Below are 26,544 nucleotides of genomic sequence, written 5' to 3' on the forward strand. Positions count from 1 at the left end.
ACTGAAATTATATTTCAGTGAAAAAGTGGTGCTAATCAAAGGTAAATAGTTAGAAAATAAAAAAAATAAAAATCCCCTTTACAAAAGGGGGACAACCTGTATATAATAACTTTTGTCAGCTTCACGGAAACAGTCAAACTTGACAAATTGGCCCGTTGGTCAAGCGGTTAAGACACCGCCCTTTCACGGCGGTAACACGGGTTCGAATCCCGTACGGGTCACCATTGATTTGGAGGATTAGCTCAGCTGGGAGAGCATCTGCCTTACAAGCAGAGGGTCGGCGGTTCGAGCCCGTCATCCTCCACCATATGCCGGTGTAGCTCAACTGGTAGAGCAACTGACTTGTAATCAGTAGGTTGGGGGTTCAAGTCCTCTTGCCGGCACTGTTTTTTCTTTATCAATTTCATATGTGGAGGGGTAGCGAAGTGGCTAAACGCGGCGGACTGTAAATCCGCTCCCTCCGGGTTCGGCGGTTCGAATCCGCCCCCCTCCACCATTTTTGGGCTATAGCCAAGCGGTAAGGCAACGGACTTTGACTCCGTCATGCGTTGGTTCGAATCCAGCTAGCCCAGTTAAGACACCTTTTTCAAAAAGGTGTCTTTTTTTATGTTGGCAGGCGGAATGTATAACTATTCAAAATATTGTTGAGTTGAGTCAGAAGGCACCGAGAAAGTAAAATATAAGCATGAACGGAAAGGGGATGTACATATGGGAGATCAAAAGAAGGTCACGCTTGTCGGGGTTCCGATGGATTTGGGTCAAATGAGAAGGGGCGTCGATATGGGACCAAGTGCGATTCGGTGTGCAGGCGTAAAAGAAAAATTGGAATCGCTTTCATTTGATGTGGAGGATCTCGGGGATATTCCGGTTGAACAAAGAGATGATGAAAAAGGTTTATATACAAGTGAAAAGCTAAAAAACTTAACGGAGAATGCTGGTGCGAATCAGCTGCTGGCTGAGAAGGTTGACAGTATTGTGCAATCAGGCTCATTCCCGCTCATTTTAGGCGGTGATCATAGCATTGCCATTGGCACACTTGCTGGTGTATCGAAGCACTATGAAAACTTAGGTGTCATTTGGTATGATGCACACGGTGATTTAAATACAGAGGAAACCTCTCCTTCTGGAAATATACATGGTATGCCGCTTGCAGTCAGTCTTGGCCTTGGCCATGCGGATTTAACGAATATTGGCGGCTATTCTCCAAAATTGAAGCCTGAGAATGTTGTTTTAATTGGTGCTCGATCCTTAGATGAAGGAGAGCGGGCGTTGATTAGAGATAAAGGCATTAAAGTGTATACGATGCATGAAATAGATCGTTTAGGGATGACAAGGGTGATGGAGGAAGCGATTGCATATTTAAAGGAAAGAACAGATGGTGTCCACCTGTCTCTTGATTTAGATGGATTAGATCCAGCCGAGTGTCCTGGTGTAGGAACTCCTGTGGCAGGCGGCATTAGCTACCGGGAGAGTCATCTTGCTATGGAGCTTTTAGAAGAAGCCGGTATTTTGACTTCAGCTGAATTTGTTGAGGTGAACCCGGTTTTGGATGAAAAAAATAAAACAGCCGAAGCAGCTGTTGCATTAATTGGATCGTTAATGGGCGAAAAGCTATTGTAGAGCGGGATTTGTTCCCGTTCTTTTTTATTTTCGGAAAATTTAAGGATATATTAAGGTTTTTACCAGTGGATATGCGTAACACGCTGTCAAAAATTTGTTACACTATTTTTTAGAGGAGAATGAAACCTTTTGGAAAGAGGTTCGTATACATAAAGACCGGTGAAGGCAGAGGTTGAATATACTATGGACACAATGATTAAAAAGAGAATTAAGCAAGTGAAAAAAGGCGACCAGAACGCATTTGCAGACATCGTAGACCTGTATAAAGACAAAATTTATCAGCTGTGCTACCGTATGCTTGGGAATGCACACGAAGCAGAGGATATTGCACAGGAGGCGTTTATTCGTGCCTATGTGAATATTGAAAGCTTTGATGTGAATCGTAAGTTTTCTACGTGGCTGTACCGCATTGCAACCAACCTGACCATCGATCGTATTCGCAAAAAAAAGCCGGATTATTATTTAGATGCAGAGGTGGCAGGAACAGAAGGATTGAATATGTATTCTCAAATTGCTGCTGATGGCATTTTGCCAGAGGAAGAGGTGGTGTCTCTTGAATTATCGAGTACCATTCAGCAAAAAATTCTAAGATTACCCGATAAATATCGTTCGGTCATCGTATTAAAGTATATTGATGAACTCTCGTTAAAAGAAATTAGTGAGATTCTAAATATACCTGTTGGTACGGTGAAAACGAGAATACACAGGGGTAGAGAGGCTCTCCGGAAACAGTTGAGAGACCTTTGAGTGAGGTGATTTTGATGAGTTGTCAGGAAAAAATCGTCCTGCTTATGCATCAGTATTTAGACGGGGACATTGAGCCCCAAGACGAAAAAGAATTAAAAAGCCATCTGCAATCGTGTGAGGAGTGCCGTACTCATTTTCAACAAATTGAGAAATCCATCGCGCTTGTGCAGAGTACATCTCATATAGAAGCACCGACTGATTTCACTGCAAAGGTGATGGCAGGTCTTCCAAAGGAAAAAAAGCGTGTGTCGGTTCAAAGATGGATCAAAGCTCATCCGCTGATGGTGGCCGCTGCCCTCTTTCTCATTTTGATGGGAGGCAGTCTGTTTACAAGCTGGAATACGGATCATAATTTCAGTGTGTCGAAGCAGCCGAATCTCGTCGTTGTAAATGATACAGTGACCGTACCTAAAGGGGAAACCGTAAAAGGTGATGTCACTGTCAAAAATGGCAAGCTGATTGTAGAAGGCAAGGTTGATGGAAATGTCACCGTCGTCAATGGGGAACAGCTGACTGCTTCTGCCGGACAAGTCACTGGTCAAATTAATGAAATTAATGAAGTGTTTGATTGGATTTGGTACAAAATGAAATCTACAGCACAAAATGTGATGCGGGTCATTGGACCAGAGGAGCAAAAGTAATTATACGGGTCGAGAGCAGTCTCTTTAGGGGCTGCTCTTTTTCTATATTATAGGTCAGAATGTATGCGAGCTAGCAGGCCAGCCATATATGGCAACTGTTTTCCTTGCTGAAACAAAATGTGATATAATAGCCACGCTATGTATTTACACATAGGCTCTTTTTTTATCAAAAATGCATCAAACGAAGAATAACTGAAAATTCTGGAGGACGAGGAAATGGCTTTAGGGGATATTCCTATTTTGCAGTACCTCGGTAATGCTGTTGATATTCTCGTTGTTTGGTATGTGATATATAAATTAATGATGGTCATCCGCGGAACAAAAGCGGTTCAGCTTTTAAAGGGAATTGTGGTCATTGTTCTCGTCAGGATGGGAAGTGCGTATCTCGGTCTTAACACACTTCAATGGCTGATGGATCAAGCGATTACGTGGGGATTCCTTGCGATCATTATTATTTTTCAGCCAGAGCTAAGGAGAGCGCTTGAGCAGCTTGGGCGCGGCCGTTTCTTCTCAAGAAGCGGGACACCTGTAGAGGAACAGCAGCAGAAAACGATCGAGGCAATTACAAAAGCAATTAACTATATGGCAAAACGCAGAATCGGCGCGCTGCTGACAATTGAGCGTGATACTGGGATGAATGATTACATAGAGACTGGAATTCCTTTGAATGCAAAGGTGAGTTCAGAGCTGCTCATTAATATTTTCATTCCAAATACACCGCTTCATGACGGTGCTGTCATTATGAAGCGTGATGAGATTGCAGCTGCGGCTTGTTATTTACCGCTGTCAGAAAGTCCTTTTATCTCTAAGGAACTAGGGACGCGTCACCGGGCGGCAGTCGGAATTAGCGAAGTGACAGACAGCTTGACCGTCATCGTTTCTGAGGAGACAGGCGGCATTTCTGTCGCGAGAAATGGTGATCTCCACCGAGAATTGACAGAAGAAGCGCTTGAAGAAATGCTGATTGCTGAATTTAGTAAGAACAGCAAAGATGCTTCCTCGACCAAATGGTATTGGAGGGGCAAGAAAAATGGATAAGATTTTGAATAATCGCTGGGCCGTAAAGCTTTTTGCATTGGTCTTCGCTTTATTGCTGTATGGTGCAGTCAATTCAGCGCAAGCGCCCACGCCGAAAAAAATCGGTGAATCCTTTTTCCCAACATCGACGACAGATGAAGCGACCTTAACCGATATTCCTGTTAAAGCGTATTATGATGACGAGAAGTACGTCGTCACTGGTGTGCCGCAAACAGTCAATGTGACGATTAAAGGGTCAACGAGTGCTGTGAAAACAGCAAGACAAACAAAGAACTTTGAAATATATGCAGATATGCAGAATTTATCCACAGGTACTCATAAAGTGGAGCTGAAGGCAAGAGATGTATCAAAGGGACTCACGCTATCGATCAACCCATCTGTGACGACGGTGACGATACAAGAAAAAACAACAGCAGAATTTCCTGTTGAAACCGAATTTTATAATCAAAATAAAATCAAAGACGGCTATTCACCTGAACAGCCTATTGTGAATCCGAAAAAAGTCACAGTCACAGGTTCAAAAGACGTGATCGACAAAATTTCTGTCATTAAAGCATTTGTGAACCTAGAGGATGTCGATCAGCAAATTGAAAAGGAAGCGAAGCTCACTGTGTATGATAGCAGTGGGAATGAGCTGCCAGTCGAATTGAGTCCGTCTGTTGTGAATATTACAGTTCCCATCTCAAGTCCAAGCAAAAAGGTTCCGTTTAAAATAGAGCGGACTGGCAGTTTGCCGGATGGGATCAGTATCTCAAGTATTGAGACAAGCCCGAGTGAGGTCACAGTGTACGGCTCTCAAAAAGTGCTGGATTCGCTTGATTTTATTGATGGCGTCAAGCTGGACCTAAGCAAGATCAAAGATGATACGGAGATTGATGCCGATATTCCCCTGCCAGATGGTGTGAAAAAGGTATCACCCGAAACGGTGAAGATCAAAGTGAAGGTTGCTACAGCTCAAGAAAAAAAGATCGATAATGTACCAATTTCTGTCGTAGGTCTGAGCAAGGATCTCACCTCTGATTTTGTGAGCCCATCTTCTGGACGGCTTACGTTAACAGCAAAGGGATCAAAGAGTGCGATTGATAAACTAAAGGCTTCAGATGTTGAAGCCTATATCAATGTCGGGGACTTGAACGAAGGAACACATGAGGTCACAATTCAAGTGAACGGTCCTCAAAATGTGACGTGGACATTATCGAGATCAAAGGTCAAAGTGAAATTGACTTCTACTGAGACAGAAGATCAGCCAGCGTCTACAAATGATCAGAAGAAGCCATCTTCTGATGACGATGATCAGGAAGAGAAAAGCAAAGAAGAATCCACGCAAGATAAAGCAAAGAAAGAATCAAGTCAAAGACAGCGGATCAAAGAAGATAAAAAAGAGGACGAAGCGTCCTCTTGAATGGTAAAAAAGGAGCGATTGAAACATGGGCAAGTACTTTGGAACTGATGGTGTAAGGGGTGTGGCGAATAGCGAATTAACGCCAGAGCTCGCATTTAAAATTGGGAGATTTGGCGGCTATGTGCTCACGAAGGATAAAGAACGTCCAAAGGTACTCGTTGGGCGAGACACACGTGTATCCGGTCATATGTTAGAAGGAGCGCTCGTTGCAGGCTTACTTTCAATTGGGGCTGAAGTAATGCGTCTGGGTGTGATCTCAACACCTGGAGTGTCTTATTTAACAAAAGCAATGGACGCAGAAGCGGGTGTCATGATCTCTGCTTCTCACAATCCAGTTCAAGATAACGGAATTAAATTCTTCGGCGGTGACGGCTTTAAGCTGTCTGATGAACAGGAGAATGAAATTGAGCAGCTGATGGATCAGCCGGTCGATCAATTGCCACGCCCAGTTGGAGCGGATCTTGGAACAGTAAATGACTACTTTGAAGGCGGTCAGAAATACTTGCAATTCTTGAAGCAGACAGCAGACGAGGATTTCACAGGTATTCACGTGGCGCTTGACTGTGCACACGGTGCAACCTCTTCTCTAGCGACACATTTATTTGCGGATTTAGATGCGGATGTGTCCACAATGGGAACATCACCAAACGGATTGAATATCAATGATGGTGTAGGCTCAACTCATCCAGAGGCGCTTTCTGCTTTTATGAAGGAGAAGGGTGCAGATATTGGTCTTGCGTTTGATGGTGACGGTGACCGTCTGATTGCTGTCGATGAAAAAGGTGATATTGTAGACGGCGATCAAATTATGTACATATGTGCACGTTATTTGAAGGGCGAAGGCCGATTAAAGGATGACACCGTCGTGTCTACGGTCATGAGTAACCTAGGTTTCTATAAAGCGCTTGAGAAACAAGGCATTAAGAGCATCCAAACCGCTGTTGGTGACCGCTATGTGGTTGAAGCGATGAAAAAGGATGGGTATAATGTCGGCGGTGAGCAATCAGGCCACTTGATTTTCCTTGATTACAATACGACAGGTGATGGCATGCTTTCTGCAATCATGCTTGTCAACACACTCAAAGCAACAGGAAAAACATTGTCAGAGCTTGCAGCTGAAATGGAGAAATTCCCGCAGCTTCTAGTGAATGTGAAAGTGTCTGATAAATATAAAGTAGAAGAAAATGAAAAAGTAAAAGCAGTAATTCAAGAGGTTGAAAAAGAGATGAACGGTGACGGCCGTATTCTTGTTCGTCCATCTGGAACAGAGCCGCTTGTACGTGTCATGGCAGAGGCGAAAACAAAAGAGCTATGTGATGAATATGTGACTAGAATTACCGCTGTTGTGAAGGAAGAAATGGGTATTGAGTAATAGATAGCAAAGCAAATCGCTAGCAGCGGTTTGCTTTTTTTTGAATAAACGTCATAAATGGATGGATTTGTACGAATCTTATACGCGAGGGCAATTAACTGTTGTCTTCATACATAGGAGAGCACATCAAAGGTAGAACGTGACAAGCCTCATCGCATATAGTGTATGGAGGTCTTACTTTCTTGAAAGGGATCACCCGCTAAATTGTGATTGACGGAGGTCAGACCTTATAGTACAATCATCCTTGTGTTACTGGATTTTTATTCTATCAGGAAAGGCAGGGGAGATGTTCAGAAACTCTCTTATAATTATAGCGCCCGAACTAAGCGATCGGACGAAAGATGCTTAGTTGACGAGGATGGAGGTTATCGAATTTTCGGCGGATGCCTCCCGGCTGATCAAAAAAGAGATCACAGCCGTAAGTGTTTCTTTAAAGCAAAGAGGTGACTCTTTGTACAAAGGGAATACACATGATCTCCCAAATTAAACATGTAGAGAGGGACGAAGAAATGTCCCTTCTATTGTAGTAGGCTTTCTTTGTCCCTTTCACATGATCGGGAGGAAGAATATTTATGTGTGGAATCGTAGGTTATATTGGTCAGAATGATGCGAAGGAAATCTTATTAAAAGGTTTAGAGAAGCTTGAGTACCGTGGGTATGACTCTGCAGGTATCGCTGTGGCAAACGAAGAAGGCGTGCATGTGTTCAAAGAAAAAGGACGTATCGCTGAGCTTCGTGAAGTTGTTGATGCAAACGTAGCATCTTCAGCTGGAATCGGACATACACGCTGGGCAACACACGGTGTACCAAGCCATCTAAATGCGCATCCGCATCAAAGTGCTTCTGGCCGTTTTACGCTTGTTCATAACGGTGTCATTGAGAACTATGTACAATTGACACGCGAATATTTACAAGACGTCACACTAAAAAGCGACACAGATACAGAGGTTGTTGTTCAAGTCATCGAACAATTTGTGAACAGAGGTCTTGATACAGAGGAAGCTTTCCGTCAAACGCTTCTTCAACTAAAAGGCTCTTACGCAATTGCTCTTTTCGATAACGAAAACAAAGAAACAATCTATGTGGCGAAAAACAAAAGCCCATTATTGGTTGGTTTCGGAGAAGATTTCAACGTTGTCGCTTCTGACGCAATGGCGATGCTTCAAGTAACAAACGAATATGCGGAATTAATGGATAAAGAAATGGTCATTGTCACAAAAGACGAGGTGATCATCAAAAACCTTGACGGTGATATCATGACACGTCCTTCTTATATCGCTGAGCTAGATGCAAGCGACATCGAGAAAGGCACATATCCTCACTACATGTTAAAAGAAACGGATGAGCAGCCGCTTGTCATGCGCAAAATCATCCAAGAATATCAAGACGAAAACGGCAAGCTGTCAGTCGCTGGCGATATCGCAAGCGCAGTAGCAGAAGCAGACCGCATTTACATCGTGGCTTGTGGAACGAGCTATCATGCAGGACTTGTTGGTAAACAATATATTGAAGACTGGGCAAAAGTACCTGTAGAAGTCCATGTAGCAAGTGAATTCTCTTACAACATGCCGCTTCTATCGAAAAAGCCGTTGTTCATCTTCCTTTCTCAATCTGGGGAGACTGCGGACAGCCGTGCTGTACTTGTTCAAGTCAAAGAGCTTGGTCATAAAGCATTAACAATCACAAACGTACCAGGATCTACGCTTTCTCGTGAAGCGGATTTCACATTGCTTCTTCATGCAGGACCAGAAATCGCAGTGGCTTCAACAAAAGCTTACACAGCGCAAATCGCTGTTCTTGCAATCCTTGCATCCGTTGCAGCTGAATTAAATGGTCAATCTCTTGACTTCGACCTTGTGAAAGAGCTTGGAATTGTAGCAAACGCAATGGAAGCCCTTGTCGATCAAAAGGATGAAATGGAACAAATCGCTCGTGACTTCTTCACAGTGACACGTAACGCATTCTTTATCGGAAGAGGACTTGATTACTATGTGTGCCTTGAAGGTTCACTCAAACTAAAAGAGATCTCTTACATCCAAGCAGAAGGCTTTGCTGGTGGAGAACTCAAACACGGCACGATTGCTTTAATTGAAGAAGGCACACCGGTCATTGCCCTTGCAACGCAAGAGCACGTGAACCTCAGCATTCGCGGGAACGTCAAAGAAGTCGTTGCACGTGGTGCAAACCCATGTGTCATCTCACTAAAAGGCCTAGAAGACGAAGGCGACCGTTTCGTCCTTCCAGCTGTACACCCAGCACTTGCACCACTTGCATCTGTTGTCCCATTACAGCTGATCGCTTACTACGCAGCCCTTCACCGCGGGTGTGATGTGGATAAACCACGTAACCTTGCGAAGAGTGTGACGGTGGAGTAGGTTTAAATAAAATCGGATTTTTGATACCCCTTTAGATATAATTGTCTAAAGGGGTATTTTTGTGTCTAAAGAACTAATTAAAATGAAAGATAGATTCGATAAGATCGTACATCTTCAAGGGAGCGGAGTCATTATGAGTAAATATTTAAAAAAGGAAAAGTGGGGAATTGCTTTTTTCTTCATCGTTTATATCGCATTGTTTATTAGCTCTTATTTGTTGATTGGTGGTCCTGCTACCGTCGAAGGACCGATTTGTGTATTTCTAGGATTCTGTTTCGTTCAATTTCATAAATATAGGTCTTTCAAAAAAGATGCGGGTAATAAAAAGGGAATAGGCATACTAAGAGAGCGGCACGTAGAGAAGGCAATACAGGTTGAATATTTAACAAAGAAAGAGAGAAAAACACATGAACAAACCTAAAATCTATACAATGAGCTTCGCAAAAGTCTATCCTCTCTATATCGCAAAGGTGGAAAGAAAGGGAAAAACGAAGGCTGAAGTCGATACGATTATTTGTTGGTTAACGGGGTACAGTCCGGAAGAGCTGCAGGAACGGGTGGATCAACAGATAGATGTTGAAAACTTCTTTGCGGAGGCTCCTGAGCTTCATCCTTCGCGCAGTTTAATCAAAGGAGTCATTTGTGGTGTTCGAGTAGAAGACATTGAGGAAGAAACCATGAAAAATATTCGGTATCTAGATAAGCTGATTGATGAGTTAGCGAAGGGAAAGAAGATGGAAAAGATTTTGCGGGATTCTTCATGACCATCACAAGCAAGCCCAGTGAATAACCTTCACTGGGCTTTTTTATATCATATAGACCATTAGATAGATAATAATAAAATCCATTTGAACGAATTCCCTCTTGATGTCGTCATAAGAAGTGATATCAAAACAAATTGGCGTTTGAAAAGGGAGTGGCGTGATGGACATGAAGATGATTTTACCTCTCATTTTGCTGCAAGCGATTTTAATGGTGATTGGTTTGTTTGATTTGCTGAAAAGAGATCCATCGAGAATCAGGGGAGAAGTGAAGTGGGTTTGGGCTTTGGTGATTGTGTTTGTGGCGAGTGTCGGTCCTATTGCGTATTTCATTTTTGGTCGTAAGCATTCTTAAAAGGGGGAGTTCGTTTGAATATGTTGGAGTGTCATGGGCTGACGAAATCGTATGGTCGGCATGAAATTTTAAAAAACGTTTCGTTTTCTGTTGGGGAGGTTGGATGTGTTGGCTTTTTAGGAGCCAATGGAGCGGGGAAGACAACGACGATCCGGATTTTGACGGGGCTTGCTCGTCCTACGTCTGGCGTTGTGAAGGTGGCAGGTTTTGATGTCGAAAAGGACATGGATCAAATCAGTCAGGTGATTGGGTACTGTCCGCAGCATCCTGCATTTTATCAGGATATGACGGGGCAGGAATGGATGCATTGGGTTGGCGGGTTATTTCATTTAGAGAAAAACATCATTCGTTCCAAAACAGATGAATTGTTGAAGCTTTGCCGTGTGTATGAGGCGAAGGATCGTGCCATTGGCAGCTATAGCGGAGGGATGAAGCAAAGGCTCGCCATTGCACAAGCGCTCATCAACAGCCCGAAGGTTCTTATTCTAGATGAGCCTGTGTCTGCACTTGATCCAATGGGAAGGAAAGATGTCCTGACTTTGATTGAGCGTCTGAAACAAGAGATGCTGATCTTTATGTCGACCCATATTTTAGATGATATTGAACGTGTGGCGGATCATATTATCATGATCAACAGCGGCGAAATTGAGATGTCCTCTTCGATGAAACAGATCAAAGAAGACTATATTCAGCCAGTGATTGAATTTCAATTAGAACAACAGAATACGAAACTAGTGGCTTTGTTAAAAGAACGGGATTGGGTGGAGGAATGCATTGAAACAGGAGACGCTTATCAGGTGCGAGTCAACGATCAACAAATGGCATTGAAGGAGCTGCCTCGTCTCATTACTGAAGCTGGCGGTGTTCTCCTCCATTATCGACTATCTAAGCTGACGCTTGAAGATATTTTCATGAAGGTTGTGACGGCATGATGATGTTGAAAAAGGAATTTAGGGAGTTATTCACTAGTTATAAAATGTTATTTGTGCCGATTATTTTTACGATTTTAATGATCACACAGCCTATTACACTCAAAATGCTGCCGGATCTTTTGTCGAAATCAGCGAATTTACCTGAAGGCTCCACATTTTATATACCAGAGCCAAGCGCTGGAGAGGCTTTAGCGAGTGCATTGAGTAAATTTGATTCACTCGGCGTGTTTATCTTGATTATGATCGTGATGGGGACGATCGCAGGAGAGCGTGCCTCTGGGGTGACAGCAATGATTATGGTGAAACCGATCAGTCGAATGAGTTATTATGTCTCAAAAATATGTGCCTATGCCTGTTTAACTTTGTTTAGTTTGGTAGTGGCGGTGCTTGCTTCCGTTTATTATGTGGACATCCAATTTGGGCATCTGGATTGGGTCAATGTCGTAAAAGGAACACTTCTTTATTATCCCAATTTATTGCTGATTGTCGTGTCGACCATTTGTGCTTCGGCATTCTTTACGCGTTCCGTCACAGCTGGCGGTGTATCGCTTTTGATCAACCTTATTCTATTTACCGTTCCTTCATTTTATGAGGATACATTAGGGAAGTTTGCGCCTAAAGGCGTGACAAGTGCGGCCGAGGAGATGATTCATAGAGGGACTTATTCGGATCAGGCACTTACAAGCTTTCTAGGTGTATCGGTATTGATTGGTTTCTTTTTTCTCATCGGATGGTTTCTTTTTAGAAAACAAGAATTATAGCAGACGGTTGCGATTGTTTCTTCAGGTTTACTATGAGCATAAAAATCTGAATACCGTTGAAAGTTTGATATGATGATAAAAATTGACTGTATTTTCAGAAAAGGAGTTTTTATCAATGAAAACATCACGTAATCCGGAGGCCATTCACCCGCCAGTTGCACCCTACACTCATCAAATAGAAACAACAGGACCACAGCGGTGGTTAACCCTATCAGGTCAAGTGGGGATGGAGGCTGATGGAACCATCCCAGAGAGTCCGTTGGAGCAGCTCGAATTAGCATTAGAAAATGTGAAACGAAACGTAGAAGCGGCAGACATGGCGGTAGAGGACATAACGAAACTAGTATTTTATCTCGTAGGAGAGTTCGATGCTGAGAGCAGAAAACGAATCATGGGGCAGTTTTTAGGTGAGCATCTGCCTTGTATGACGATGATTTATGTGGTGGCATTGGCTTCACCAGCATTAAAGGTAGAGGTGGATGCGTGGGCGTGTCAGGAGATGGTTTTTGGTGACGGGGCTTGTTATTAAGTTAAAATAGTACAAAAACTACAAAGTTTGTCTAAAAGATTGGAGTATCGCAGCCAATCTTTTTTTTATTGTTCATCTAAATAATATACTATAAATCCCTTTTAAGTTTATTTTTAGAATTATTTACACAATTCCCCTTACTTCGACATTTTTCATATGGTAATATCAGGGTGCATGGTAGATGGGTCTATTGACACTATGCAACAATTAAGAGGAGGTTTTACTTATGAAACGAAACCAAAAAGAATGGGAATCTGTGAGTAAAAAAGACCTTAAACGTCCAGGTGGTACGTCAATTGTAAAGGCTGCTGGATGTATGGGGTGCTGGGCCTCGAAGAGTATACCGATGACACGTGTTTGTGCACTTCCACATCCTGCAATGCGAGCTCTTTAATGAGTAACATAGGGAGTTATGCATACATTGCTAACTCCTTATTCTATAAAAAGGGGTGTTTTTATGTCGAATAATCAAATTGCAAAATATGAGTTACCTGAATTAGCCATCCACTTACAGCCTCATGGGGCCGTCATGATAGATAGAAAATCAATGTATTATTTTAGATTGAGCGGAAGAGGCGCTCAACTTGCATTTTTATTATCTAAGAATAAAGATTTAAGCAAAACTGCTCGTATTTGGGAGATCGTTAAAAAAGAAGAGTTGACAGCTGATCAGTTGCGTGAAGAGTTGAGTGCCCACCCTTTTACAGAGGCTTGGACACAGGGGTTATTGGATCAGCCCATTCAGTTTTCTGGATCGCTACAGTCTTATTTACCTATTAGCTGTACTTTGCAATTAACCAATGCCTGTAACTTAGGTTGTTCATTCTGCTATGCCAGTTCTGGGAAGCCTTATCCCGATGAGTTAACATGTTCTCAATGGATCGAAGTGATGCAAAAGTTAGCAGCCCAGGGAGTAGCTGATGTTACTTTAACGGGGGGAGAAGCAAAGTTAATCAAAGGTTTTAAAGAGATTGTAATGGCAGCCAGTTCATTATTTACGAATGTAAATGTGTTTAGCAATGGACTAAACTGGAGACATGAAGAAGTTGAACTTCTTAGTTATTTGGGCAATGTAACTGTACAAATTAGTATTGACGGTACGAGCGAAACTCACGATTCCTTAAGAGGAAGAAAAGGTGCTTTTCAAGAGAGTATGGAAACCATCAAACATTTAGCAGAAATGAATGTCCACGTAATTGTTGCAATGACGATCAATGAAATAAACGTTGATCAAGTTACAGAGGTTATAGATCATTGTGCAAGAGTAAATGCTGCCATTTTTCGTGCTGGAAAGACTTTATCCGTTGGGCGTGCTACAAAGAACTTTAAAGCACTGGAGAAGTCATTTGAACAGCGTGTTCAAAGTCAATTACAGCAGGCACGTCATAAATGGGATCAACACCTGAATATCATAGACTGGGAACACGAAGAAAGTTCTTTTACAACTGATTTTTGTACGCCTGGTTATCTGGCCTGGTATATCAGGGCAGATGGGTATGTGACACCTTGTCAATTAGAGGATATCTCTTTAGGTCATATTCTAACAGATTCATTTTCTGATATTGGCTCACCAGCACGTCTAATGAAATTGAAATGTGAAGCAAAAAACTGTAAATGTATTGGGAAAGTTGAACTTTCAGAACCAGACCTTCCATTTGAAAATGAGATGAAAGCAGGAGCTGTACATGAATAGTTTTACTATCATTATGTGGGCAGCTCTAGGAGTGATAGGACTTGTCCTATTCATGAAGTATAGAGTATCAACTATAGAATCAAATCTTTTAGATAAAAGTGAGGCAAGAAAAGTCAGTATCGACTTTATTAAAGAATTTGTAGGCGTGGATGTAGAAGAATGGGATGTTTATTCAGTCTATTGGTATGACCATGAAACCGTGAATAAACTACATCATCTAGGTTTACTGAATAAAAATCGACGTATACTTCACGAAATGGGCTTGGTAGAGTCATGGCGTGTTCGCTTTGTTCATGAACATCAATCTTTTGTAATAGGAGTGAACGCAAAGCATGAAGTAACATTTTTTTATGCAGATGTTAGGCAAGCATCATTATCTAATAAAGCTAATAAAATATCACCAGAAGGGTTAAAGGATCAACTAACTTGTTCTTCATCAGGACTATGGGCTAAGACACAGTCTACTGGTTCGGGTTCAAAGGAAGAGGATTTTCGTGAAGTCAAAACATATTGGTATATTGCTGAAAAGGAAGATGTTCGACTTAAGATAACAGTTGAAATGCAATCAGGTGTAATTACTTATATTGGTACAGATACAGAGATTCTAACAGATCAGATGAATAAAGTAATACGAGATGAACAAGTTGAATCTACTTTTGGGATATCAGGTATGTTAGCATCAGCTGCTGCGATGGTTGTGGCTATTTTAGTTTTAGTCTTAATGGATGTTCAAACTCAAATCATACTAAGTCTTTTACTAGGTTTAATCATTGTTTTAGTACAATCGCTCACGATTAAAGAAGATATACAGTTAACCATTGTAAATGCTTATGATGCTAGGATGAGTGTTCATACGGTTAAATTACTTGGAATACTCTCCACGATGTTTGCAGGATTATTGACAGGATTTGTAGTATTTATATGTTCATTGGGAGGAGGGGCTCTTGCGAATAAATTAGGTTTAGCATTTTTAGATCGAATTAGTGAGCAGATTTTTATTGGTCTTAGCGGTGGACTTATTAGTCTAGGCATCACTTCATTTATTTTTTATCTATTAGAGAAAATAAATCGATTACGTATATCTCCAGAATTATCAAATAGAAGTATGTTTTTGTCTGGATTTACTTTAAGGCAAGGGCTAAATATGAGTCTGCAAAGTTCTATAGGAGAAGAAGTCATATACCGACTTTTAATGATTTCTTTATTTTTATGGTTAAGTAATAATACTGTGCTGTCAATTTTACTATCATCTTTTTTATGGGCAATCATGCATCAAGTTACAGGGTATGATCCGAGATGGGTCCGCTGGGCGCACCTTTTCACTTTTGGATGTTTCCTTGGTTTTCTTTTTGTGAATTATGGATTTATTAGTGTACTTGCGGCACATTTCATTCACAATTTGGTGCTCGTGTGTATGCCCTTGTGGCAATTTAAATTTCAGAGATATATACATACCAAGAAGCCTCAGCATACATCACTCTAATAGTAAGGGAGAGATTTGATGCCATTCATGGAGGTTCAGAATATAAGCAAACGATATAGCAATGGTGATGGGATAGAGGGTCTGTCATTTTCCATCGAAGCAGGTGAGGTTGTGGCGCTACTCGGGCCTAATGGAGCCGGGAAGACGACAACGATTCGGTGTTTAACGGGGCTATATAAACCAGATGGAGGGGAAATTCTCATTGAGGGTTTCCCGCCTGGTCATTCCCATGTCCAAAAACAAGTAGCTCTTATTCCTGATCAGCCGTATTTGTATCCAGACTTAACGGCTGCTGAACATGTTCAATTCCGTGCTCGAGGATATCATAAAGGCTTAAAACAGATCAAGGAAAAGGTATATGGGGCGTTGAAAGAAGTACATATGGAAAAAAAGATGAACGAACTGTGCGGAAGGCTGTCAAGAGGTCAAAAGCAGCGTGTCGTCTTAGCAGGGGCCATTGTTCAAGATGCCTCCCTTTTTATATTAGATGAACCGACTGTCGGGTTAGATATTCCATCAAAACAGTGGCTGTCGGATTGGCTGAGACAAAAAAGCAGTCAAGGTGGGTCGGTCTTTGTGTCGACTCATAGTCTGGAGTTCGTTCTCGATACGGCCAGTAGGGTGGTATTGATTCGAGACGGTGCCATCATGAAGAATATGGATGTTCCTCAATTAAAGGAAGAACAGAGTGAGTGGAGGGCAGAAGTCATTCAACTTCTGGGGGAGTGGTCAAGTGAATAACACACTCTCCCTTTTATGGATGAAATCTCAAAGGCGCTTGATCAGTAAAAATCAAGAAAAGAAAATGCCTTTTCTGATCTTACTTCTTTTCATTGCGGCAATTGGTTTTCAGCTAAGCGCAGTTTCAAGTATGGGTGATTGGAATGCGGTTGCAGCTGGGTGGATCATTGTCTGTTTGTTTGTTCTTTATACGGGGTTTGGCTTGTTTACAAATCGTCTGCCTAGTCAAATGAACGATATCATTTGGTTATATGGAAATGGCGCTTCTCTATGGACAGTTGTCATCAGTGTATGGTTATATCACATTTTTTGGCGAGGGGCTCTTCTTATTGTCTCTGCTGTGGCTGCGGATTTACTTCTGTTTTTTATGACGCAGCAGTACCCGTTTCTCCTTGGAAGATCACTCATTCTCACAGGGCTGTTATGTTTGGTTGAAACTTGGATGATTGCGATGTCTTGTGCTAGAACCATTCGAGTATATAAGCGCCTGTTCATACTTAGTTTTGTATTGATGTTTTGCTTCTTTGCACTGCTTGTTTTGAATCAATTCATGATGAAACAGCTCTTCTTGATGAAAATGGCTGATTCTTTGATGTTTCAAGCTGGACGTATGATTGAAGAGTTCTCCATTCTTTCTTTCTTCATCTTTATTGGAGTAATGTTCCTATCTTTCATGATGATGTACAAGGCTAGTCATCGTTTAGAGATGAAGGAGTCTTTAGTCAAGGAGGCAGTATTTTGGGAAGAATTTGAGGGGAAACACATTCAATCAAGTCCAATCGTTCAAAAAAAGGGCAAGACATGGTGGGGGCTTCCGTCATTAACGGGTAGCTGGGCTTTTCTTTGGATTGAATTATTGCTGCTAAAAAAGTATGCGGCCTTTCATTTGTTATCTACCATGCTGTTAATTGGTACTTACTATGTCGTCCTTACTTATTTTTCTGATTGGCTGAATCTATTCTTAATCGTCATCGCTTCATCCGTTCTTTTTAGTTCATATTATGCTGGGATTGTAAGACACGCACAAACAGGAGTGCTCTATCTTTTTCCAGGTGCTTTATATCAAAAAATCATCCTGTTAGAAGTGTTTCAAACCTTTTGGCTGTATGCGTTCTACTTGATTTCTCTTTATTTAATTGAGATTCAGGATGTATTGTATTGGACCTTATTTGGTGGAGGAGTTTATATATGGTTTTTGGCCATACGGCTCTTTGCCTTTATGCAGCCCCTGAGACGAGAAAGGAGTTTTGCTTTGGCCGCCTATTATCGATCATTGCTATTTGCGTCTGTGATTAGTGCTATGGTTATGATTAGCATTCATCTAATCACTGATGGCTTGTTGACAACAATTGTATCCCTAGTGGCTGGAGCAGGATTTTATGTGCTTTGTTATCGATACCGTGCGGTTCATTAAAAAGAGGAGTTGATTGTCAATGAAACCAGAAAATAAGCTGTCTCAATCAGTTCAACAATTGGCAAATACAAATGAAGTAACGATCGTTCAAGCAATAGGGGAATTGAGAAAGTTCGGAAAAGATGCAGTGCCAGTCCTTGTTGAGGCTTTAAAAGAAAAAGGATCTCTGCGGAACATTGCAGCAGCTGTACTTGGTGAATTTGGAGCAGATGCGGGAGAAGCAGCTGAGCCACTAGCGCAGCTATTAGAAAGTGAAGAAGAGGATACAAGAATGGCCGCTGCCATGTCACTCATGAGGATTGGACAGCCTAGCTTGCCATTCCTTCTGGCACTGGCTAAACGTTATGAGGGACCTACTTGTTTCTGGGCATCATGGTGTATCTCTTGGATTGATCCATCAAAAATTGAAAAAAACATGTACGAGTGCTTAAAACAAGAACAAGAAAATCCAACAGGCAGCGTCACTCCTTTTGCTGCAGAGGAAGCATTAGGGAAGATTATTGCTTTTCAGCTAAAGGAAAAGGGGGATAAATAGTGGAAACGCAAAAACTCAATTGGCCTGAGCACCTCCCTTGGATTTTTCCTTCAGATCAAAGGAGTTTATCTGAGGGACAGCAACTTCTATATTTTTGGTCAGTCAACTGTCCGCATTGTGAAGAATTAACCGACCACATTCTATATCGTGTAAATCAGTTGGGTATTCATTTAACCTGTGTCCATGTTCCATATACAGAAGATGAAAAGTCGGTAGATGTTGTTTCAGAATATGCAGAGGAAAAAAATATGACCGCTCCTATTGTGTTGGATCAGGATTATGAGATTGTTGCAAAGTATAAGATTCAAGGGTTACCTAGCTTTTGCCTTATAGATGAAGAGGGAAATTTAATAGATCGGAAAATGGGAGATAGCGGCTTGGAAAAAATATTGAAAAAGTTAGAAAAACATTCAATTAGTTAGCAAGTATCAGGGAGGAGAGAGTGTTGTTTCAATCAAACAAAGAATTAAAAAGAAACGCCATTTTTTTCGCAGGGATTGGAGCGGTTTTGTTGATTTTAATGATATTGAAATGGTTTTCGATTTCTGCAGACTGGGAGCTGACGTTGATTTTTTGGGGATTGGGGATTTTGTTTTATTTGAAACGTGTGACGCGGAAAGAAGAAAGTCATCATTCATCAATTCATTCGTATGAAACCTAGAATGTATATTCTAGGTTTTTTTATTAAATTTACCTTAAAACGCATGTTTTTACATGGGTGTAGAGACCAATTTTTTAAAAGTGTGGTAGGATAAATATGCTTTTATATTTTCCGAAGGAGCTGTCGTGTTGAAGGGATCTAGGGTTGAATTTATTGATAGTTTACGTGGTTTTAGTTTATTAGGTATTTTGATCGTGAATATGCTTAATTTTCAATATGATTATGATTTTGAGAAAATGTTTGATTCGAGCTTTTGGGGGCAGGAATTTGGCGTTTATGTAACGGAAATTTTGTTCCAGGGGTCGTTTTATCCGATTTTCTCCTTTTTGTTTGGGTATTCTTTTATCAAGCTGATTGAATCTACGAAAGCTAAGGGACTAAATACGAATGCCATTGTCGTCCGCCGTGGTTTTGGTCTGATTGTGCTTGGAATGCTGCATTACATCTTTATTTGGAATGGTGACATTCTTCTTTATTATGGAGCTTGTATGCTTTTCTTGATGATGTTTATGAGCAGCCGGATCAAAACAATGCTGATTTGGTCGGGTGTGTTAGGTGCATTGTCATTAGTCGTTTCCCCATACATAATGAAACTTGTTCATGGGACTGATGAATTATTAACCGATGTGTATGCGAAGGGTGATTATGCTGATATTTTGCTCAGCCGGATTACGGTTGAAGACGATATGATGATTGTGACCATTATTTTGGCGATCGTGAGCATTACGCTTATGCCGATACTAGGGTTTCTTTTCGGTACGATGACGGTGGGGCCGTTCGCCTTGCTAGGCATGGTGATTGGTAAACGAGGGCATCTCACAGAAGAAGATCGAGGGATGGCCTATCGCAAAGGCTGGGTCTGGGTCATTGTCGTCGGCCTTGCACTAAAATGTGCGACGTTCATTGATGCGCCTTGGAGTGAATTCGTTATGATTCTCGGTGGCTATGTACTGGCGATCGGGTATATTCAAGCTTTTATTGTTTTCTACTATTCGAAGGCAGCCGAAGGTCTCAAACGTTTGCTTGCAGGGCTTGGCCGTTTGTCCCTTTCAAATTATTTGGCGCAGTCAATCATTTGTACAACGATTTTCTATTCTTACGGACTTGGTCTATTTGGACAAATGGGATCAATGTTTGGACTGCTGCTCGCTGTCGGACTGTATACAGCACAGCTGTTCATCAGCTATCTCTATTTGAAAAAATGGAGAAGAGGTCCGGTGGAGTGGATGATGGGAAAATGGGTGTATTGGAGATAAATGTTTTATTAAAACGTGAACAGGTAAGGAGTTTACTATTGAGAATAGAGCACTTTAAGACTGTAATCTCCTATGACTCTTTTAGAAATCCTTAAAATTAATTTTTACTAATTATGAGTATTGGAAAAAATAAATATGTATAAATACGGGTTCCATTTTAATTGAATCTAAGAACTATCCCTACTAGGGTGATGATTGAATTTTATGATTTTCTCTGACACTTATACAGGTCACCGTTATATAACATTCATCCAGTATATTTTAAAGCGGATAGAAAATTTAAAAATCCCATTCTAACTTCTTTTTATTTTTGAGATAATGACATAAAGTTTACATATTTAGAATAAAAAGAGAGGTGGGTTACATGTCACAAATTAAAGCTAATCATGAAAAGGGGAGCTATAGATGGGTTATACTCATAATAGCTACCTTTTCACAAACGTGTGCAACATTTGTAAATTACGGAGTAGGTCCTTTAGCAACATTTTGTCAAGAAATATATAACTTATCACAATTTCAAACAGGTTTAATTGTATCAGCTGTAAATATTGGCCCTATATTTTCTATGCTAATATTCGGTAACATAATGGATAAATACGGTGAGCGGTGGGTTGTAGGAATAGGCTCAATCTTACTAGGACTTACCATGTTAATAACAATTCCTATTAATGAATATGTATACCTTTTGATTGTTCTTGCTTTTGTCGGGGTTTGGTATGGGACGGCTCAACCAGGGGGGAGCAGTGCAATCATCAATTGGTTCCCTAAAAACAAAAACAGAGGACTTGCAATGGGGATTCGTCAAACTGGAATACCACTTGGTGGTGCTTTAGCTTCAACATCCCTACCTTTTTTCTTTTATAATTATGGTTTATCTTCAGTTAAATTAACACAAGCTATTGTAGCAATTGCAGGTGGTATAATCTTTTCAATTTTCTACAAAGATCATGGAATGACTGCGCAAAGACAACAGAATGATCGTTTTTTTGAGAAAATTAATAAGATCAAAGCAAAATCGAGTCTTTATCCAGTATTTTTTATTGGAATGAGTATGATTTCTTTACAATTAATCATATTAGCTCACCTGATGAGTTATCTAAGCAATACCTTACATATATCATTAAGTATTTCTGGAACGTTGTTAAGTGTGGTTTTAATTGGCGGTGCAATTGGACGGATATTGTTAGCATGGATGAGTGACAATTTGTTTAATGGAGATAGAAGTAAGCCATTACAACTTACAATATTATTAACTGTCATTATTTTAATTGTTCTAGTCTACTTTTTGAATTATCTTCCACTATGGGGACTTTATATAATTTGTTTCATTTTAGGTTTTTTAGGAGTGGGATGGTACAGTTTATTTATTGTGCTAATATCTGAAAAAGCAGATAAAGAGTTTATTGGATTAACTGTAAGCTTTGGTTTAACTTTAAATCAAATTTTTATTGTGCTGGCACCCTCCCTATTTGGCTTATCAGTGGACTATTTTAATGGATATAAACTACCGTTCTTCCTATTAATATTGTTTATATCAATAGGGGGTATATGGCTTAACTTATCGGAAAGAAACAATAAATGTCAAACACAAAAAGAAACTGAAAACAACCTTTAAAATAGAAAAAAACGCCATAGAATGCTAATTTTCATTCTATGGCGTTTTCACACTCGTTAGTGATTTAAAGCAAGTTTAAAAACTCGATCTTTAACAGGTTCTAGAGTACGGTGATTCCATAAATCAGGTGCTATAAAAATCCGCTGCAACCACCGAATTGGGTTACCTGATTTATCCAAAGTAGGTTTGAAGGCATCTCTTGAATGAAATGTAAATCGATTATTAATATACACTAGACGACCTGGATTAACATCAATACCAAATGAAACTTTACGAATCGCATTTCTAAATTTCTCTAATGATGTAGCTGCTAAGTTATTAATAGGTGCTACCATATCTGGATAAAATGCAGCTGTAACCTCTGGTAAATCAATTGTTCCTTTTATAATTGGTGAAGGACTTGTCTCTTGTAATTCGACCGGCGTTGAAACTCTCCAGCGATACGGGACTTTAATTCGATAAAGAGGCTGACTTAATTGTTCAATATCTTGCTCGGACAAAAGTCTTAATGCTTCCCGTGCGTCAGACAAACGTGTAAGAGGCTTTTTTGGATCGTTATTTACACCTGTAAGAAGTAATCCAGATGGTGAAAAATTATTATTTCCCATAAACTTTAATGCAGCATTTTCAATATGAAAATCCAACTCAAACTCAGAACCAAGTCCTGTATATTCTTTTTTTGCTTTTAGGCTGGGTATTAAGTTATTAACAATATTTTGGCCTTCATGAAACATGGAATAAGGTTCTCCAATTAGTGATCCAATCGCAATTATGAGGTTTTCACTTATAAATCCTGACTTAGCCTCTAGGGGGATATCTTGAGAATCTGGTGTGAATCTAACTTCTTTATCTGTTGGAAGATTTTCGAAAATAATATATGGAGCTGGTTTCAATGAGGTTTTCTGTTGATTGAGAAATTTCACAATTTCTTTCGGAAGAGCTCGCATTGCTGCCATTCGAACTTCTGTTATGTAATCTGTATTTCCTGTTGGATCGTACTGAATCTGATTTAATTCGTTAAATAAAAAGTCTCGTTCCTCATCACTTAGAGTGAAGATAAATGATTTGTTAACAGCATTTTCTTTACTAATTACAGAAGAGTTCATAATTACCAAGCACCTTTCCGTTATTTTGTATAAAGGGATTTATTTCTATAAATCCCAAATATATTTTATTCTAAATTATTGGTATTTTCAATGTTTATAGACAATTTCAGTGAAAAAATATAGGAATATTTATAGGAGAAGTTTTATTACGCAATCTTGATAGTTTAAAAGTAAACGCTAGTTAATAATTACCCTTTTATAGAAATTCCACAAAATGAAGTGCAATAGATTTATAAAGCGCTGAACGTGATATGTGAGTAATCTCACTCCAATCGATTTACACCAGCCATGACAGTGAGTAAAAAATGACTATAAGGGTTTTTATTCGATAAATCGAGCGAGCTTTCTTTTCTTTAATGATTGCAATAAGTTTAAACAAGTCTTTGGAACTTAGACAAATGGTAGGTGTGTACAAGTTGATATTTCTTCATTAAACGCTGATGGAGACCCAACGTTATGATAAGAGGAGGAGTCACCATTTTTCAGTTTTCTAATGACTCCCCCCTTTTTTTATATAAAATTACCTAATACAAACATCAGAGTTAATTTTTGTAATCGTAAGCGCTAAGGGGAGCAAGGCCAAATACAGAGCAACAAAAACCATAGACAGTGAAAAATTTAGAGACTAATTTTATAAAGTGATGCCAAGGTAAAACAAAGTTAAAAAAGAATAATTGTTCAGCGATAAGCCCTATTATCAACTCAAGATAAGTGGAGAATTCCACATTACTTATAACAATATGCTCTTTATTTACACTCATTGCTCGTCGAATGAATTCAAATGCAAAAGATAAAAGGACCGCATTGCTTAAGGGCTGTGCGGTTTTTTAATTGCATTCTATTTTAAAAAAATGAGGAGAACATTTTTAAAATGGTTGAATATTATTTTAGTGTGTATATAATGTATATATAGTGTATATACAATATTTTGTTCCAACTATCAGAAAAAAGAGGTTTTTATATGCAAATTACGATTTCAAACTACTCTAAGGAGCCCATCTATGAGCAAATTACGAATCAAATCAAATCGATGATTTTAACGAGTGAGCTGGCGGAAGGCGCGGCACTGCCGTCTATTCGAAAGCTGGCGAAGGATTTACAAATCAGCGTCATCACAACAAAGCGAGCATATGAAGAGTTAGAGAAGGCAGGATTTATTTATTCGATTGTCGGTAAGGGATCATTTGTTGCGGAGCAAAACCTAGAGGTCATGAGAGAGAAAAAATTGAAGGTGATTGAGGAACAGCTTGGAGCAGTTGTCACAAACGGCAAGGAATTAGGCTTATCTTTTGATGAATTGCAGCAGTTATTAAAGTTCTTGTATGAGGAGTGAGATGAGTGGAGCACGTGATTGAATTCAAAGGAGTATCAAAACGATTCAAGGACTTTTCTGTTCAGAATCTTGATTTACAGGTCAAAAAAGGCTTTGTTACAGGGTTTATTGGAGAAAATGGCGCTGGTAAGTCGACCACGATTAAAATGATTATGAATTTGTTAAAACCAGATTCGGGTGAGGTTAAAATTTTCGGTTTAGATTATCGCACCCATGAAAAAGAGATTAAGGAACGAATCGGCTTTGTTTACGATGCTAACGTTTTTTTCCCAGGATTGAATTTAAAAGACATTAAACGAATTGTGGCACCTGCCTATAAACGCTGGGATGACCAGCTTTTTTATCAATATATTGAACAGTTTGGTCTGCCGCTGAATAAAGCGATCAAAACATTTTCAAAAGGGATGCAGATGAAGGCGTCACTTGCGATTGCGCTGTCGCATCATGCAGAGCTGATTATCATGGATGAACCAACTGCTGGGTTGGATCCGGTCTTTAGAAGAGAGCTGCTCGGTACGTTACAAGAATTGCTGATTGATGGAAATCGAACGATTTTTTTCTCGACGCATATGACGACTGATTTAGATCGCATCGCGGATTATATTGCGTTTATACAAAATGGAAGATTGGTCTTTCAACAGTCGATTCACGAGGTAGCGGAGAATTATGCGCTTGTGAAGGGGAGTCTGGATTTGTTGGATCGAGACACAGAAAAGGCGTTTATCCATATTCAGCGTACGGCAGCCGGATTTGAAGCATTAACAGATCGGATTGATGAGGTGAAACTTATTTTTGGGGATGCTGTTGTGATTGAACCGGCGTCGCTTGAGGATATCATGTTTTATTTGAAAGGCGGGGTTGCGCATGTTTCATTTAATTAAGCGTGATGTGATTTTGCAAAAGAAGCAGTTACTTATTTTTATTCCGTTTATCTTGTTTTTTATTTTCATGGATGTCCATCCAGTATTAACGTTTCTAGTCGCTAGTGTCTTCATTCCATTTAACACATATGCTTATGATGAAATGGCAGAAACGAATATTCTCTTAAATTCTTTGCCTTATACACGGAATGAAATTATTGCAGCTCGTTATCTTGGTGCCGTTTTTTATATGGTCATTGCGATCGGGCTGACAAGTGCTGCTTTCTTTAGTTTTGGGAAGCTGTTTTCGATAACGGATATTGCTCTTGGCAGCGGGTTGTTTTTATTGTTTGCGGCGTGTACGTTTCCATTATTTTATATCTTAAAGCCTGGTTATATCACAACGGTAGTGCTCATTGGCTTTATCCTATTATCTACTATGGGACCGCCTGTTTTTCTCTATTTAGCAGAGCAATTCAGTGGGATCACTGATTTTATCATGAATTTATCGATCCCGATTGTATATACGGGGTCAACTGTGCTGATTATGCTCATCTACTTGCTGTCTTGGGGGCTTTCTACTGCGATTTACCAGAGGAAAGTGTTTTAAATCAGATGATCACATCATTTATAGAGAATCATTCATTTTGAGGTAGGCCTTTCAAAATGGATGATTCTTTTTTTTGCATCCGGTGAAATTGACATACAGAAGAAAAGAGGTTATTGTTAATTAACATAATGTTAATTATTTTTAACATATTGTTAAATAAATCATCCTTTAAGAAAGGAATTTGAAATGGAGATTAAAAATAGAATTAAGGTATTACGGGCAGAAAAAGACTGGACACAAAAGGATTTGGCAGAGAAGTTAGGTGTGACTCGTCAAACTGTGGCAGCGATTGAAAATGGTAAATATTCTTTGTCCTTAAAACTAGCATTTCAAATTGCGAGAACATTTGAAGTTGATTTATATGACGTATTTCAAGAGGTCGACAAGGAGGAACAACGATGATGACGACGATCATACTTTATTCTCTGATTATCCTTTCTATCTTAAGTACGGCCTTTCAATATAAGAAAAGCCGTGAATATAAGCAGGATGAACGGGGTCAATTTATTTTAGCGAAAGCCGGAAGTTTTTCTATTGTAGGTGTTGCTTTAGCTTATCTATTAGTTGTTATCATTCAATCTTTAGTCCATCAATTTTCATCTCCAACAGAGTGGTTTTATATAGCGATTACTTTTATGTATGTATCAAGTGTTTGCGCAAATACAATCGGTATCATCTATTGTGAAAGAAAATATTAATTTTCA

The 26,544-nt window shown here is 39.9% G+C and carries 29 protein-coding genes, 5 tRNA genes and 1 pseudogene; 33 read left to right on the forward strand and 2 right to left on the reverse strand.

What is annotated here, in order from left to right:
• Positions 1 to 149: 149 nt before the first annotated feature.
• The 28 genes from NSQ36_RS01050 to NSQ36_RS01185 all read left to right on the forward strand — a co-directional run bounded on the left by NSQ36_RS01050 (position 150) and on the right by NSQ36_RS01185 (position 21,931).
• Positions 150 to 224 (forward strand) — tRNA-Glu (locus NSQ36_RS01050).
• Positions 225 to 231: 7 nt separating this feature from the next.
• Positions 232 to 307, forward strand: a tRNA-Val gene (locus NSQ36_RS01055).
• A 3-nt stretch (positions 308 to 310) separates the two neighbouring features.
• Positions 311 to 383, forward strand: a tRNA-Thr gene (locus NSQ36_RS01060).
• 28 nt (positions 384 to 411) lie between these two features.
• Positions 412 to 496 (forward strand) — tRNA-Tyr (locus NSQ36_RS01065).
• Positions 497 to 500: 4 nt separating this feature from the next.
• Positions 501 to 572 (forward strand) — tRNA-Gln (locus NSQ36_RS01070).
• A gap of 136 nt (positions 573 to 708) precedes the next feature.
• Entirely contained in the window at positions 709 to 1,620 is a 912-nt protein-coding gene (gene rocF, locus NSQ36_RS01075) for an arginase (RefSeq protein WP_050943445.1), read from the forward strand.
• 183 nt (positions 1,621 to 1,803) lie between these two features.
• Entirely contained in the window at positions 1,804 to 2,367 is a 564-nt protein-coding gene (sigW, locus tag NSQ36_RS01080; RefSeq protein WP_034664426.1) for an RNA polymerase sigma factor SigW, read from the forward strand.
• 14 nt (positions 2,368 to 2,381) lie between these two features.
• Positions 2,382 to 3,008 (forward strand): anti-sigma-W factor RsiW, encoded by a 627-nt coding sequence (rsiW, locus tag NSQ36_RS01085; RefSeq protein WP_034664492.1) that lies wholly within the window; start codon positions 2,382 to 2,384, stop codon positions 3,006 to 3,008.
• Between the two features lie 216 nt (positions 3,009 to 3,224).
• Positions 3,225 to 4,046 carry a diadenylate cyclase CdaA gene (gene cdaA, locus NSQ36_RS01090; RefSeq protein WP_003217057.1) on the forward strand — a complete coding sequence of 274 codons (822 nt, stop codon included), beginning with the start codon at positions 3,225 to 3,227 and terminating at the stop codon, positions 4,044 to 4,046.
• Positions 4,039 to 5,448: a YbbR-like domain-containing protein gene (locus NSQ36_RS01095; RefSeq protein WP_137055135.1), complete on the forward strand. Its 1,410-nt coding sequence runs from the start codon at positions 4,039 to 4,041 to the stop codon at positions 5,446 to 5,448. Before cdaA ends, NSQ36_RS01095 begins: the two co-directional genes overlap by 8 nt.
• Positions 5,449 to 5,473: 25 nt before the next feature.
• Positions 5,474 to 6,820 carry a phosphoglucosamine mutase gene (gene glmM, locus NSQ36_RS01100; protein WP_044139154.1) on the forward strand — a complete coding sequence of 449 codons (1,347 nt, stop codon included), beginning with the start codon at positions 5,474 to 5,476 and terminating at the stop codon, positions 6,818 to 6,820.
• Between the two features lie 572 nt (positions 6,821 to 7,392).
• Positions 7,393 to 9,195 carry a glutamine--fructose-6-phosphate transaminase (isomerizing) gene (gene glmS / locus NSQ36_RS01105; RefSeq protein ID WP_008360582.1) on the forward strand — a complete coding sequence of 601 codons (1,803 nt, stop codon included), beginning with the start codon at positions 7,393 to 7,395 and terminating at the stop codon, positions 9,193 to 9,195.
• Positions 9,196 to 9,256: 61 nt separating this feature from the next.
• Positions 9,257 to 9,616, forward strand: coding sequence for a hypothetical protein (locus tag NSQ36_RS01110; protein WP_050943441.1), 360 nt, complete (start codon positions 9,257 to 9,259; stop codon positions 9,614 to 9,616).
• Positions 9,603 to 9,959, forward strand: a complete 357-nt coding sequence (locus tag NSQ36_RS01115; protein WP_339206508.1) for a DUF2200 domain-containing protein — start codon at positions 9,603 to 9,605, stop codon at positions 9,957 to 9,959. The genes NSQ36_RS01110 and NSQ36_RS01115 overlap by 14 nt, the downstream gene beginning before the upstream one ends.
• Positions 9,960 to 10,119: 160 nt before the next feature.
• Positions 10,120 to 10,311, forward strand: coding sequence for a PLD nuclease N-terminal domain-containing protein (locus NSQ36_RS01120; RefSeq protein ID WP_137055138.1), 192 nt, complete (start codon positions 10,120 to 10,122; stop codon positions 10,309 to 10,311).
• A gap of 14 nt (positions 10,312 to 10,325) precedes the next feature.
• Positions 10,326 to 11,243, forward strand: coding sequence for an ABC transporter ATP-binding protein (locus NSQ36_RS01125; protein WP_339206510.1), 918 nt, complete (start codon positions 10,326 to 10,328; stop codon positions 11,241 to 11,243).
• Entirely contained in the window at positions 11,240 to 12,004 is a 765-nt protein-coding gene (locus tag NSQ36_RS01130; protein WP_339206512.1) for an ABC transporter permease subunit, read from the forward strand. The genes NSQ36_RS01125 and NSQ36_RS01130 overlap by 4 nt, the downstream gene beginning before the upstream one ends.
• Positions 12,005 to 12,119: 115 nt before the next feature.
• Positions 12,120 to 12,533 carry a RidA family protein gene (locus NSQ36_RS01135; protein WP_339206513.1) on the forward strand — a complete coding sequence of 138 codons (414 nt, stop codon included), beginning with the start codon at positions 12,120 to 12,122 and terminating at the stop codon, positions 12,531 to 12,533.
• Positions 12,534 to 12,759: 226 nt separating this feature from the next.
• A complete protein-coding gene (skfA, locus tag NSQ36_RS01140) occupies positions 12,760 to 12,927 on the forward strand; it encodes a sporulation killing factor (RefSeq protein WP_106029705.1) in 168 nt (55 codons plus the stop codon).
• 63 nt (positions 12,928 to 12,990) lie between these two features.
• Positions 12,991 to 14,226 (forward strand): sporulation killing factor system radical SAM maturase, encoded by a 1,236-nt coding sequence (gene skfB / locus NSQ36_RS01145; RefSeq protein WP_339206515.1) that lies wholly within the window; start codon positions 12,991 to 12,993, stop codon positions 14,224 to 14,226.
• Positions 14,219 to 15,709, forward strand: a complete 1,491-nt coding sequence (locus tag NSQ36_RS01150) for a type II CAAX endopeptidase family protein (RefSeq protein ID WP_113386649.1) — start codon at positions 14,219 to 14,221, stop codon at positions 15,707 to 15,709. Before skfB ends, NSQ36_RS01150 begins: the two co-directional genes overlap by 8 nt.
• An 18-nt stretch (positions 15,710 to 15,727) precedes the next feature.
• Entirely contained in the window at positions 15,728 to 16,450 is a 723-nt protein-coding gene (locus NSQ36_RS01155; protein ID WP_050943432.1) for an ABC transporter ATP-binding protein, read from the forward strand.
• Positions 16,443 to 17,864 (forward strand): sporulation killing factor system integral membrane protein, encoded by a 1,422-nt coding sequence (gene skfF, locus NSQ36_RS01160; protein WP_339206517.1) that lies wholly within the window; start codon positions 16,443 to 16,445, stop codon positions 17,862 to 17,864. Before NSQ36_RS01155 ends, skfF begins: the two co-directional genes overlap by 8 nt.
• 19 nt (positions 17,865 to 17,883) lie before the next feature.
• Positions 17,884 to 18,399 (forward strand): HEAT repeat domain-containing protein, encoded by a 516-nt coding sequence (locus tag NSQ36_RS01165; protein WP_106029700.1) that lies wholly within the window; start codon positions 17,884 to 17,886, stop codon positions 18,397 to 18,399.
• Positions 18,399 to 18,821: a TlpA disulfide reductase family protein gene (locus NSQ36_RS01170; protein WP_251191223.1), complete on the forward strand. Its 423-nt coding sequence runs from the start codon at positions 18,399 to 18,401 to the stop codon at positions 18,819 to 18,821. The genes NSQ36_RS01165 and NSQ36_RS01170 overlap by 1 nt, the downstream gene beginning before the upstream one ends.
• Before the next feature lie 23 nt (positions 18,822 to 18,844).
• Positions 18,845 to 19,060, forward strand: coding sequence for a hypothetical protein (locus tag NSQ36_RS01175; protein WP_251191222.1), 216 nt, complete (start codon positions 18,845 to 18,847; stop codon positions 19,058 to 19,060).
• Between the two features lie 128 nt (positions 19,061 to 19,188).
• The gene (locus NSQ36_RS01180; RefSeq protein ID WP_285859847.1) at positions 19,189 to 20,316 is read left to right on the forward strand and encodes a DUF418 domain-containing protein; all 1,128 of its coding nucleotides are present in this window, start codon (positions 19,189 to 19,191) and stop codon (positions 20,314 to 20,316) included.
• Between the two features lie 364 nt (positions 20,317 to 20,680).
• The gene (locus tag NSQ36_RS01185) at positions 20,681 to 21,931 is read left to right on the forward strand and encodes an MFS transporter (RefSeq protein WP_050943423.1); all 1,251 of its coding nucleotides are present in this window, start codon (positions 20,681 to 20,683) and stop codon (positions 21,929 to 21,931) included.
• A 56-nt stretch (positions 21,932 to 21,987) separates the two neighbouring features.
• Here the strand turns inward: NSQ36_RS01185 and NSQ36_RS01190 are convergent, their stop codons facing one another.
• The gene (locus NSQ36_RS01190; protein ID WP_251191220.1) at positions 21,988 to 23,037 is read right to left on the reverse strand and encodes a TauD/TfdA family dioxygenase; all 1,050 of its coding nucleotides are present in this window, start codon (positions 23,035 to 23,037) and stop codon (positions 21,988 to 21,990) included.
• Positions 23,038 to 23,303: 266 nt separating this feature from the next.
• Positions 23,304 to 23,428, reverse strand: a pseudogene (locus NSQ36_RS01195) (recombinase family protein); the annotation flags it as partial.
• A gap of 570 nt (positions 23,429 to 23,998) precedes the next feature.
• Between NSQ36_RS01195 and NSQ36_RS01200 the strand changes: the two are divergent.
• The 5 genes from NSQ36_RS01200 to NSQ36_RS01220 all read left to right on the forward strand — a co-directional run bounded on the left by NSQ36_RS01200 (position 23,999) and on the right by NSQ36_RS01220 (position 26,538).
• Positions 23,999 to 24,370, forward strand: a complete 372-nt coding sequence (locus tag NSQ36_RS01200; RefSeq protein WP_050943421.1) for a GntR family transcriptional regulator — start codon at positions 23,999 to 24,001, stop codon at positions 24,368 to 24,370.
• A 5-nt stretch (positions 24,371 to 24,375) separates the two neighbouring features.
• Positions 24,376 to 25,251 (forward strand): ABC transporter ATP-binding protein, encoded by an 876-nt coding sequence (locus NSQ36_RS01205; protein ID WP_251191219.1) that lies wholly within the window; start codon positions 24,376 to 24,378, stop codon positions 25,249 to 25,251.
• On the forward strand, positions 25,235 to 25,840 hold the full coding sequence (locus tag NSQ36_RS01210; protein WP_050943417.1) for an ABC-2 transporter permease: 606 nt from the start codon (positions 25,235 to 25,237) through the stop codon (positions 25,838 to 25,840). The genes NSQ36_RS01205 and NSQ36_RS01210 overlap by 17 nt, the downstream gene beginning before the upstream one ends.
• Before the next feature lie 186 nt (positions 25,841 to 26,026).
• The gene (locus NSQ36_RS01215) at positions 26,027 to 26,242 is read left to right on the forward strand and encodes a helix-turn-helix transcriptional regulator (protein ID WP_251191218.1); all 216 of its coding nucleotides are present in this window, start codon (positions 26,027 to 26,029) and stop codon (positions 26,240 to 26,242) included.
• Positions 26,242 to 26,538: a hypothetical protein gene (locus tag NSQ36_RS01220; protein WP_223249605.1), complete on the forward strand. Its 297-nt coding sequence runs from the start codon at positions 26,242 to 26,244 to the stop codon at positions 26,536 to 26,538. The genes NSQ36_RS01215 and NSQ36_RS01220 overlap by 1 nt, the downstream gene beginning before the upstream one ends.
• The last annotated feature ends 6 nt before the right edge of the window (positions 26,539 to 26,544 follow it).

The organism is Bacillus sp. FSL W8-1143 (assembly GCF_037965155.1).
Classification (GTDB): Bacteria; Bacillota; Bacilli; order Bacillales; family Bacillaceae; genus Bacillus; species Bacillus pumilus.

Bases quoted from the DNA above. Each gene is read 5' to 3' on its own strand.
- NSQ36_RS01165 (WP_106029700.1), top strand. From the start codon at position 17,884: ATGAAACCAGAAAATAAGCTGTCTCAATCAGTTCAACAATTGGCAAAT.
- NSQ36_RS01155 (WP_050943432.1), top strand. From the start codon at position 15,728: ATGCCATTCATGGAGGTTCAGAATATAAGCAAACGATATAGCAATGGT.
- cdaA (WP_003217057.1), top strand. From the start codon at position 3,225: ATGGCTTTAGGGGATATTCCTATTTTGCAGTACCTCGGTAATGCTGTT.
- skfA (WP_106029705.1), top strand. From the start codon at position 12,760: ATGAAACGAAACCAAAAAGAATGGGAATCTGTGAGTAAAAAAGACCTT.
- rsiW (WP_034664492.1), top strand. From the start codon at position 2,382: ATGAGTTGTCAGGAAAAAATCGTCCTGCTTATGCATCAGTATTTAGAC.
- NSQ36_RS01095 (WP_137055135.1), top strand. From the start codon at position 4,039: ATGGATAAGATTTTGAATAATCGCTGGGCCGTAAAGCTTTTTGCATTG.
- NSQ36_RS01115 (WP_339206508.1), top strand. From the start codon at position 9,603: ATGAACAAACCTAAAATCTATACAATGAGCTTCGCAAAAGTCTATCCT.
- NSQ36_RS01200 (WP_050943421.1), top strand. From the start codon at position 23,999: ATGCAAATTACGATTTCAAACTACTCTAAGGAGCCCATCTATGAGCAA.
- glmM (WP_044139154.1), top strand. From the start codon at position 5,474: ATGGGCAAGTACTTTGGAACTGATGGTGTAAGGGGTGTGGCGAATAGC.
- NSQ36_RS01130 (WP_339206512.1), top strand. From the start codon at position 11,240: ATGATGATGTTGAAAAAGGAATTTAGGGAGTTATTCACTAGTTATAAA.
- NSQ36_RS01120 (WP_137055138.1), top strand. From the start codon at position 10,120: ATGGACATGAAGATGATTTTACCTCTCATTTTGCTGCAAGCGATTTTA.
- NSQ36_RS01220 (WP_223249605.1), top strand. From the start codon at position 26,242: ATGACGACGATCATACTTTATTCTCTGATTATCCTTTCTATCTTAAGT.
- NSQ36_RS01135 (WP_339206513.1), top strand. From the start codon at position 12,120: ATGAAAACATCACGTAATCCGGAGGCCATTCACCCGCCAGTTGCACCC.
- sigW (WP_034664426.1), top strand. From the start codon at position 1,804: ATGGACACAATGATTAAAAAGAGAATTAAGCAAGTGAAAAAAGGCGAC.
- NSQ36_RS01185 (WP_050943423.1), top strand. From the start codon at position 20,681: ATGTCACAAATTAAAGCTAATCATGAAAAGGGGAGCTATAGATGGGTT.
- glmS (WP_008360582.1), top strand. From the start codon at position 7,393: ATGTGTGGAATCGTAGGTTATATTGGTCAGAATGATGCGAAGGAAATC.
- NSQ36_RS01150 (WP_113386649.1), top strand. From the start codon at position 14,219: ATGAATAGTTTTACTATCATTATGTGGGCAGCTCTAGGAGTGATAGGA.
- skfB (WP_339206515.1), top strand. From the start codon at position 12,991: ATGTCGAATAATCAAATTGCAAAATATGAGTTACCTGAATTAGCCATC.
- NSQ36_RS01190 (WP_251191220.1), bottom strand. From the start codon at position 23,037: ATGAACTCTTCTGTAATTAGTAAAGAAAATGCTGTTAACAAATCATTT.
- NSQ36_RS01215 (WP_251191218.1), top strand. From the start codon at position 26,027: ATGGAGATTAAAAATAGAATTAAGGTATTACGGGCAGAAAAAGACTGG.
- NSQ36_RS01210 (WP_050943417.1), top strand. From the start codon at position 25,235: ATGTTTCATTTAATTAAGCGTGATGTGATTTTGCAAAAGAAGCAGTTA.
- rocF (WP_050943445.1), top strand. From the start codon at position 709: ATGGGAGATCAAAAGAAGGTCACGCTTGTCGGGGTTCCGATGGATTTG.